Genomic DNA, 8,864 nt, shown 5'->3' with positions numbered 1-8,864 from the left:
AAAAACAACAAACCGTCCCCCGTCTTGACTTGGTGAGCGCAAAATCGGAGACCCGGGAAGAGCCGGGGGGGGGAGGGGAGGGGGGGGGGGGGGGGGCCGGGGGAACCCCCCCCCCCCCCCCCCGCCATTCAGTTCGAACCACACCACCTTGCCCACGCCGTGGTCCTCCACGCCCCAGGAGTCGGCCAGTTCCCGGACCAGGACCAGGCCCCGGCCGTGCGTACTGTCGTCGGCGACCGGTACGTGCGGTTCGGGAAGACCGGAGACGAAGTCGCGCACCTCGACCCGGAGGCTGTCCGGGACGACGGTTGCCGTGACGACGGCGCCGTGTTCGGTGTGGATCAGCGCGTTGGTGACGAGTTCACTGGTGAGCAACTCCGCGACGTCGGAGGCCCCCGGGCCGCCCCACGTTCCCAGCATCGTTCGTAGCGCATGGCGTACCTCCGGCACCGCGGTGAGATCCGCGCATCCCACCTTTCTGAGCAGTTGAGTCGGCTGTCGCGCCTTCCCGGACATAACCCCCACCCACATGTCGGTACACATCTCCTCGAACAGGCTCACGGGGATGCATGCCCCACCCACCGTCGCGCATTCATGCCGGAGCGTCACCGACGGGATCGACCGGTCGATCACCCGAACGGAACGCCCCTACGGCCTTGGCACATTGCGCAGGTTGGACCGGGCCATCTGGAGCATGCGGCCGACGCCGCCGTCCAGGACGATCTTGCTCGCGGAGAGGGCGAAGCCGGAGACCATCTCGCGGCTGATCTTCGGGGGGATGGAGAGCGCGTTGGGGTCGGTGACGACATCGACGAGGGCCGGGCCCTTGTGCTTGAAGGCGTCCTTGAGGGCGCCCGTGAGGTGTTTCGGCTTCTCCACGCGGACGCCGAAGGCGCCGGACGCGCGGGCGATGGCCGCGAAGTCGGGGTTCTCGTTGGTCGTTCCGTACGAGGGAAGGCCGGCCACCAGCATCTCCAACTCGACCATTCCCAGTGAGGAGTTGTTGAACAGCACGATCTTCACGGGGAGGTCGTACTGCACCAGGGTGAGGAACTCGCCCATCAGCATGGAGAATCCGCCGTCGCCGGACATCGAGATCACCTGGCGGCCCCGGTCCGTGAACTGTGCGCCGATGGCCTGCGGCAGCGCGTTCGCCATCGAGCCGTGCGAGAACGAACCGATGATGCGGCGGCGGCCGTTGGGCGAGATGTAGCGCGCGGCCCAGACGTTGCACATACCGGTGTCCACGGTGAAAACCGCGTCGTCGTCGGCGAGTTCGTCGAGCACCGAGGCCACGTACTCGGGGTGGATCGGGCGGTGCTTCTCGACCTTGCGGGTGTACGCCTTGACGACGTCTTCGAGCGCGTCGGCGTGCTTCTTCAGCATCTTGTCGAGGAAGCGGCGGTCCGACTTCGCGCGCACGCGCGGGATGACGCAGCGCAGTGTCTCCCGGACGTCACCCCACACCGCGAGGTCGAGCTTGGAGCGGCGGCCGAGGTGTTCGGGCCGGACGTCCACCTGGACGATCCTGACGTCGTCGGGCAGGAACGCGTTGTACGGGAAGTCCGTACCGAGCAGGATCAGCAGATCGCACTCGTGGGTGGCCTCGTAGGCCGCTCCGTAGCCGAGCAGCCCGCTCATGCCGACGTCGAAGGGGTTGTCGTACTGGATCCACTCCTTGCCGCGCAGCGCGTGCCCGACGGGCGACTTCACCCGCTCGGCGAACTGCATCACCTCCGCGTGCGCGCCCGCAGTGCCGCTGCCGCAGAACAGCGTCACCCGATCGGCGTCGTCGATCATCCGCACCAGGGCGTCGACCTCGGCGTCACCCGGACGGACGCTCGGCCGGGTGGTGACGAGGGCGGTCTCCCACGCCTTCTCCGGCGCCGGCTCGTCGGCGATGTCGCCCGGCAGCGACACGACGCTGACCCCGCCCTGCCCGACGGCGTGCTGAATGGCCGTCTGGAGCAGCCGCGGCATCTGCTGGGGGTTGGAGATCAGCTCGCTGTAGTGGCTGCACTCGGAGAAGAGCCGGTCGGGGTGGGTCTCCTGGAAGTAGCCGAGGCCGATCTCGCTGGAGGGGATGTGCGAGGCGAGGGCCAGGACCGGGGCCATCGAGCGGTGCGCGTCGTAGAGGCCGTTGATCAGGTGCAGATTGCCCGGGCCGCAGGAGCCGGCGCAGGCCGTGAGCCGGCCGGTGATCTGCGCCTCGGCCCCGGCGGCGAATGCGGCGGCCTCCTCGTGCCGGACCTGGATCCAGTCGACGTCGCGGGTACGGCGGATGGCGTCGACGACGGGGTTCAGGCTGTCGCCGACGACTCCGTACACCCGCCGGACGCCCGCCCGGACGAGGATGTCGACGAACTGTTCTGCGACGTTCTGTTTGGCCATGGGTCCATCAACACATGGGGCGGACCGTTACGCCTCCCAGACGGCCACGCCCGTACGGTCGTCGGCGTAACCCTTCACCCGTAGCTGGGTGTCGGCGAGGAACGCGGCGAGCCCGGGTGGCTCGGGGGCCGCCCAGCGCGCCGCGAGCTCCTTGGCGAGGGCCGGCTCGCCGCGCATCGGCTCGGCGAGACCGTTCGAGGCGAGGAGGAGGGTGTCGCCGGGGCGGGCGACGGAGGCGCGGAAGCGGAACGGTTCGGCGGGGGGCGGGGCGCCCGGGGGGCTGGTGACGCCGAGTCTCATGGTGAGACGGTCGCCCTCCTCGGTCTCCGACGGGCGCGAGCCGTAGCCGACGACGGGTGCGCCGGTGAGCGCGGCGGGCTCGGGGAGCAGCGGCTCGATGTCCTGCCAGGCGCCGTCGCGGAGCCGGAAGAGGCCGCCCGCGCCGATGCCGAAGAAGACCCGGGTGCGGCAGTCGGGGTCGGCGGAGAGCAGCAGACAGCGCAGGCCCGCGGTGTACTCCTCGGGCTCCACGCCCAGTTCGGCGGCGCGGGCGCGCAGTTTGCCGTAGGTGCGGTCGGTGAGCCGGTGGAGCCCCGACTTCAGGTCGCCTCGGCGGCCGGACCGGATGTCCTCGGAGAGCCGGGCATGGCTGCGGCCGACGGCTTCGCCGATCCAGCGGCAGGCGTCGGCGGCGGCGAGATGGGCGCCCTCGGCGGCGCGGGCGCCGCTCGCCACGGCGACGAGCACGAGCGCGGCCTCCTCGTGGCCGAACCGGGCGGTGAGCAGGGCATCCCTGCGGGGTTCGCCGCGGTAGCGGGCGGAGTCGCCGCGCTGCGAGGCGGCGCGCAGCGTGTACGCGCCGTAGCGCGCGCCGTCAAGGACGGTGTCGGCGACCAGCTCCCCGAGCTCCCCGGGCCGGGCCACGGGCAGCGCGGTGGGCTCGGGCTCGTAGGTGGGCGGCCGGTTGCCGATATGAGCGGTACGGGGACGGGGTACGGCGAGGGGCCCCGCGTTCGGCTCGTGGTCCTCCAGGTGGGGGGAAGGGACGAGGGGCGCGGGCCCCGCAGCCGGAACGTGGGCCTCGGGCCGGACGGGCGGGGCGCTGGGCGCCGGGCCGCCGGGCGGAGTGGGTGGGTCGGCGGGCGGGGGTCCCGCAGCGGGCACGTGGGCCACCGGCCGGGCGGGCGGGGCACTGGGCGCCGGGCTGCCGGGCGGCGTGGGTGGGTCGGCGGGCGCGGGCCCCGCAGCCGGCACGTGGGCCACCGGCACCGTCGGCGGCATCGCCCTGCCGAGCAAAGGCGGACCCTCGGGGCGCGGCGGGGCCGAGGCAGTGGGCACGCCGTCGGCCGACGAGTCCTCGGGCAGCGTGGACGGCGTTGATCCGCCCGCCGTCGGTGCGTGGCTCGGAGCCGTCGGTACCGTCGCCGCCGACGGGGCGTCAGGTGGCGGTACGGGTGGGGGCGCCGGGAACGAACGGGGGCCGGTGGCGGCCGCGTCGGGGGGCTCCCACGGAGCCCGGGGCGCCGACGGGGGCGGCGGGGCCACTGGGCCCACCGGAGCCACCGGAGCCGCGGGGGCCGCGGGGCCCACCGGATCGCCCGCGCCCTGGCGCGCCGCGCCGGCCGTCGCCTGCGACGCGGAGTCGAAGCGGTCGTCGAGCGAGTCGCCCGTCGCCGTCGGTGCCGTGTCCGGCGCCGACTCGTCGTAGAGCTTGTCCCACCAGTTGTCCCCCTGCTGAGTCATGCCCCTATTGTCCACCGCACAGGCCGTCAGAAAACGGGACATGACGAAAAAAGGGTCCGCCGGGCGACCCCACCCCCCACGGGAAGGACGCCCGGCGGACCGGCGTGATCAGCGCACGTCGTAAGCGCGGACCACGGTCTGGGTGACGGAGTCGCCGTTGGCGTCCGCCAGTTCGGTCTTCAGGGTGACGGGCTTTCCGGCCGCGCCCGCGTGGTTCACGGTCGCGGTCCAGGCGTCGCCCCGCTGCGCGACCTGAGCCTCCAGGCGGACTTGTAGCCCGCGTGACCCGTCGCGATGAGGCCGATCTTCGGTCCTTCCTCCGGCAGGGTGTACCGGGGGAAGAGAATCGGGATGCCTTGAGAGTAGACGTTCTCGTCCAGCTGGGAGGTGAATTCCCACACCGAGTTGACGGATGTGGGCGCGCGTACGTACCCCGTTCGGACGGGACAACGGCGACGGTCGCCACCCCCAGGGCCGTACGCAAAATCGGGCGCATCGCCCTCCCCATCTGATTCCGTCACAAAGGCACGCGAAAGTTCCGTACGCCGGAGGCTGTTGGTGCTGCGGTGCCGACACATTGGCAGAGGTGAGGGTGGTACAGCGATGATGTGCGCGGCGGGAATGCGCCGTGGCCGATTCCCGCCAGCGCACCAACGGAACGAATGCGTCCGGTGAACGTCCCGGGAATGTCCGGGACGTCCCAGGACGTCCGGCGAGGGGTGGGGCAGCGATGCTGGGAGCGATAGGGCTCGACGAACGGCAGGAGTCGGCGTACCGCGCGCTGGTCGCGCTGGGCGCGGCCGAGGTGACGGACCTGGCGCACCGGCTCGCCCTGCCCGAGACGGACACGGAGCGGGCGCTGCGTCGCCTGGAGTCACAGGGCCTGGCCGCGCAGTCCTCGGCGCGGACCGGGCGGTGGGTCGCGGCGCCGCCGGGGGTGGCGCTGGGCGCGCTGCTCACCCAGCAGCGGCACGAGCTGGAGCAGGCGGAGCTGGCGGCGGCGCTGCTCGCGGAGGAGTACCGGGCGGAGGCGGCGGAGCCGGCCGTGCACGACCTGGTGGAGGTGGTGACGGGCGCGAGCGCCGTCACGCACCGCTTTCTCCAGCTCCAGCTGGGCGCGACGGAGGAGGTCTGCGCGCTGGTGACGGGCAAGCCGATCGCGGTGACCGGTACGGAGAACGACGCTGAGGAGCTGGCCGCCGGGCGGGGCGTGCGCTACCGGGTGGTCGTCGAGCGGGAGGTCCTGACGCAGCCGTCGGGGATCGTCGAGCTGTCGGCGGCGCTCGGCCGCGACGAGCAGATCCGGGTGGTGGACCGGGTGCCGACGAAGCTGGTGGTCGCGGACCGGGCCCTGGCGATGGTCCCGCTGACGGGCCGCGGGGCGGAGCCCGCGGCGCTCGTGGTGCACGCGAGCGGGCTCCTGGAGTCCCTGATGGGCCTCTTCGAGGCGGTCTGGCGCGATGCGCTGCCGCTGCGGCTCGGGGCGAGCGCGCAGGTCACGGAGACGGAGGTGCCGGGCCCTGACGCGACGGACCTGGAGATCCTCTCGCTGCTCCTGGCCGGCATGACGGACGCGAGCGTGGCCAAGCAGCTCGACCTGGGCCTGCGCACGGTGCAGCGCCGGGTGAAGGGCCTGATGGAGCTGTCGGGCGTGACGACCCGGCTCCAGCTGGGCTGGCACGCGTACGAGAAGGGCTGGGTGGCGCGCCGGTAGCACCGGCCGGTCGGACGCGGGGGCCTGCGCGGGCGCGTGGCGCGCGGCTCGGCGGCCGGGGCGGCCCCCCGCCCGCGACGGCGCGGTCCCCCCGGGCACGCAGGCCGGGCCGCGCGGGGCTCCCGACGACCAGCCGCCGGGACCCCCGTACGTACCCCGCGACCTGCGAAGAGATCATGGGTCCTGCACGCTGGGCAGATGGGTGTGTGGCAGCTGTTGCTCGTCGCGATGGTCATGCTGCTCGGCCTGTTCGGGGTACTGGCTCCCGGCGTGCCCGGGCCGTGGCTGGTGTGGGCGGCCGTGCTCTGGTGGTCGCTGAACGAGCAGAGCGGGCTTGCCTGGATCCTGCTCGTCGCCTCGACCGCGCTGCTCCTGCTCACCCAGGTGGTGGTGTGGCTGCTGCCGCAGCGCCGGATCCGTGGCGTCGGCATCACCCGGCGGATGGTGACGTACGCCGGGGTCGGCGCGTTCCTCGGCTTCTTCCTGGTCCCCGTGATCGGCGCGATCCCCGGGTTCGTCGGCGGGATCTACCTCTGCGAACGGCTCCGCCTCGGCGGTCACGGCCAGGCCAGGTCCTCCACGCGGACGGTGATGCGGGCGGCGGGGACGAGCATCCTCGTGGAGCTCTTCGCCTGCCTGCTGATCGTCGGCGCGTGGGTGGGTGCGGTGATCTGGGGCTGAGGACCTAGGACCGCGGGCCCGGCGCGTCGGTCCGATCGCCCGATGCGGGGCGGCGGAGCCGGGAGTGATGCTGACCGCATGAGGGATTTCGAGGGATTCAACGACGCCGAGCTCGCCTACCTCCGCACGCAGCGGCTCGGCCGGATGGCCACGGTCGACCCCAAGGGCCAGCCCCAGGCCAATCCGGTGGGCTTCTTCCCGCAGGAGGACGGCACGGTCCTGGTCGGCGGTGCCGCCATGGGCCGCTCGAAGAAGTGGCGCAACCTCCAGGCCAATCCCAAGGTGGCGCTGGTCGTCGACGACCTCGCGAGCGTACGGCCCTGGCGGGTGCGCGGGGTGGAGATCCGGGGCGAGGCCGAGCTCCTCGTCGGGCCGCACGAGCTCGGCCCGCACTTCAGCGAGGAGGTCATCCGGATCCACCCCCGCCGGATCCACAGCTGGGGCCTCGCGACGACCGCCACGTGACCGCCACGTGACCGCTACGCGACCGGTACGGGCTCCAGGTACCGGTACGCGTACGAGCGCCACGGCCGCCGTGCCTCGGAGTCCGCGGCGCCGTCGCGCGGGTCCACGTCCGGGTCGCCGAGGGCCCGCATCCGGATCAGGGCGGCGTGGGCGGCGGTGACCCCGGGGACGGCCCGCAGGGCGCGCTCCGCCTCGTCGCGGTCGGCGCCCGGATCGAGGCGTACGGCCCCGGTGGCGAGCGCTGCGGCGAGCGGGCCGGCCTCGGGGTGGGCGGTGAGGGCGGCGGGCTCGGGGAAGAGGTGGGTGAGCGTGCCGCAGGCGTTGTCCAGGGGCGTGCCGTGGCTCAGGGCCAGCCGCGCCGCCTCGTCCGGTCCGGCCACGGTCCGGAGCGCGAACTCCTCCGGATCGGCCGCGCCTGGCGACCGTACGCCGGGGCGGGCGGCGACCCGCTCGGCGAGGACCGGGTCGGCGCCGAGGCGCTCGGCGACGGCGTAGGGGTCGGCGTCCAGGTCGAGAAGGCGGCGCAGCCGCTGGACAGCGGTGGTGAGGTCGCGCAGGTCGGTGAGGTGGATCCGGGCGTCCAGCCAGGGCCCGGCGGAACGTTCGTCGACGGAGACGATGCCGGTGCCGTAGGGGAGGCGGAGGGTACGACGGTAGGTGCGGGCGCCCGGTTCGCCGAGCACCTCCTCGACGCCGGGCAGGGCTTCTGCGGCGAGCAGGTCGAAGACCTCACGGGCGGCGTACGGGCCCCGGTGCGCGAGCCGCAGCGGCACCCCGGCGGCGAGCGCGGTGCGGGGCCCGGCGCCGGTGCCTTTTCCGGTTCCGGACTCGGCGCGCAGCTCGGTGGGGGTACGGGCGTAGATGCGGCGGATCGTGTCGTTGAACTGGCGCACGCTGGCGAAGCCGGACGCGAAGGCGATCTCGGTGATCGGCAGCCCGGTGGTCTGGAGGAGCAGCCGGGCGGTGTGCGCCCGCTGGGCGCGGGCGAGGGCGACGGGGCCCGCGCCGAGCTCGGCGGTGAGCTGGCGCTGCACCTGGCGGGGGCTGTAGCCGAGCCGGCCGGCGAGTCCGGGCACGCCCTCGCGGTCGACGACGCCGTCCCCGATCATCCGCATGGCGCGTCCGACGACGTCGGCGCGGACGTTCCACTCGGCGGAGCCGGGCACGGCGTCCGGCCGGCAGCGGCGGCAGGCGCGGAAGCCGTGGCCCTGGGCGGCGGCCGCGGTCGGGAAGAAGGTGACGTTCTTGCGCTTGGGCGTGACGGCGGGGCAGCTGGGCCGGCAGTAGATCCCGGTCGTCTGGACGGCGAAGAAGAACGCGCCGTCGAACCGGGCGTCCCGGCTGCTGACCGCCTCGTACCTGGTGTCCTCGATGGTCTCCTGGTCCCTCACGAGATCCAGTGTGCGGGACCCCCGGGCCGACAGCTGGCGGTTTTCGGACACCACACCCGACGCCGGGCCGCCCGCGCCGGCCCACCGGCCACAAGCGCCCCGCCACCCCACCGCCCCGCGCCCGGCCGGCAATCGGCCGACGACGGGTCCGCCCGCAGCCGACCACGGGTCCGCCCCGGGCGGACCACCGGCCCAGCATGGAGGCGTACGCCGCGGTCGTCGACGCGGTCGAGCCGAGCGCGGCGCCCGCCGAGCGACGCAAGCACCGCCCGCCACTGGCCCCATGACAGGTCCGCCCCGCCCGACCGCAGGCCCGCGCCCGGCCGACCATCGGCCCGACCACGGGTCCGCAGCCCGGACGACCACCGGCCCGGCCCACCGGGCGCAAGCACCGCCACGCCACCGGCCCGACGAAGGTCCGCCCCCGGCCGACCACCGGCCGACCGGTCACCGGTCCGCCCGACCGCCCCCCGCCCGGT

At 73.8% G+C, this 8,864-nt stretch carries 6 protein-coding genes and 1 pseudogene; 3 read left to right on the top strand and 4 right to left on the bottom strand.

Features of this window, described 5'->3' with window-relative positions; translation table 11 throughout:
* Nucleotides 1-120 precede the first annotated feature (120 nt).
* From ACZ4VI_RS18855 to ACZ4VI_RS18845, 3 genes and pseudogenes are all read right to left on the bottom strand, one after another.
* A pseudogene (locus tag ACZ4VI_RS18855) lies at nucleotides 121-531 on the bottom strand (ATP-binding protein); the annotation flags it as partial.
* 117 nt (nucleotides 532-648) lie between these two features.
* Nucleotides 649-2,391, bottom strand: coding sequence for a pyruvate dehydrogenase (locus tag ACZ4VI_RS18850; RefSeq protein ID WP_468000454.1), 1,743 nt, complete (start codon nucleotides 2,389-2,391; stop codon nucleotides 649-651).
* 27 nt (nucleotides 2,392-2,418) lie between these two features.
* Nucleotides 2,419-4,134, bottom strand: a complete 1,716-nt coding sequence (locus ACZ4VI_RS18845) for a protein phosphatase 2C domain-containing protein (protein ID WP_468000452.1) — start codon at nucleotides 4,132-4,134, stop codon at nucleotides 2,419-2,421.
* Nucleotides 4,135-4,864: 730 nt separating this feature from the next.
* Between ACZ4VI_RS18845 and ACZ4VI_RS18840 the strand changes: the two genes are divergently transcribed.
* The 3 genes from ACZ4VI_RS18840 (at nucleotide 4,865) to ACZ4VI_RS18830 (ending at nucleotide 6,994) form a co-directional block, all read left to right on the top strand.
* Nucleotides 4,865-5,848, top strand: coding sequence for a helix-turn-helix domain-containing protein (locus ACZ4VI_RS18840; RefSeq protein ID WP_468000451.1), 984 nt, complete (start codon nucleotides 4,865-4,867; stop codon nucleotides 5,846-5,848).
* A gap of 198 nt (nucleotides 5,849-6,046) precedes the next feature.
* Nucleotides 6,047-6,529, top strand: coding sequence for a DUF456 domain-containing protein (locus ACZ4VI_RS18835; protein ID WP_468000449.1), 483 nt, complete (start codon nucleotides 6,047-6,049; stop codon nucleotides 6,527-6,529).
* A 78-nt stretch (nucleotides 6,530-6,607) separates the two neighbouring features.
* Complete coding sequence (locus ACZ4VI_RS18830; protein WP_468000447.1) at nucleotides 6,608-6,994, top strand: PPOX class F420-dependent oxidoreductase; 387 nt, start codon at nucleotides 6,608-6,610, stop codon at nucleotides 6,992-6,994.
* 14 nt (nucleotides 6,995-7,008) lie between these two features.
* Here ACZ4VI_RS18830 and ACZ4VI_RS18825 read toward each other — a convergent pair whose 3' ends face one another.
* Nucleotides 7,009-8,385, bottom strand: coding sequence for a bifunctional transcriptional activator/DNA repair enzyme AdaA (locus tag ACZ4VI_RS18825; RefSeq protein ID WP_468000445.1), 1,377 nt, complete (start codon nucleotides 8,383-8,385; stop codon nucleotides 7,009-7,011).
* Nucleotides 8,386-8,864 lie beyond the last annotated feature (479 nt).

Source organism: Streptomyces sp. NPDC029169 (genome assembly GCF_055563935.1).
Note: the sequence above shows the minus strand (reverse complement) of the source record. Positions and strands in the feature narration are given on the sequence as shown.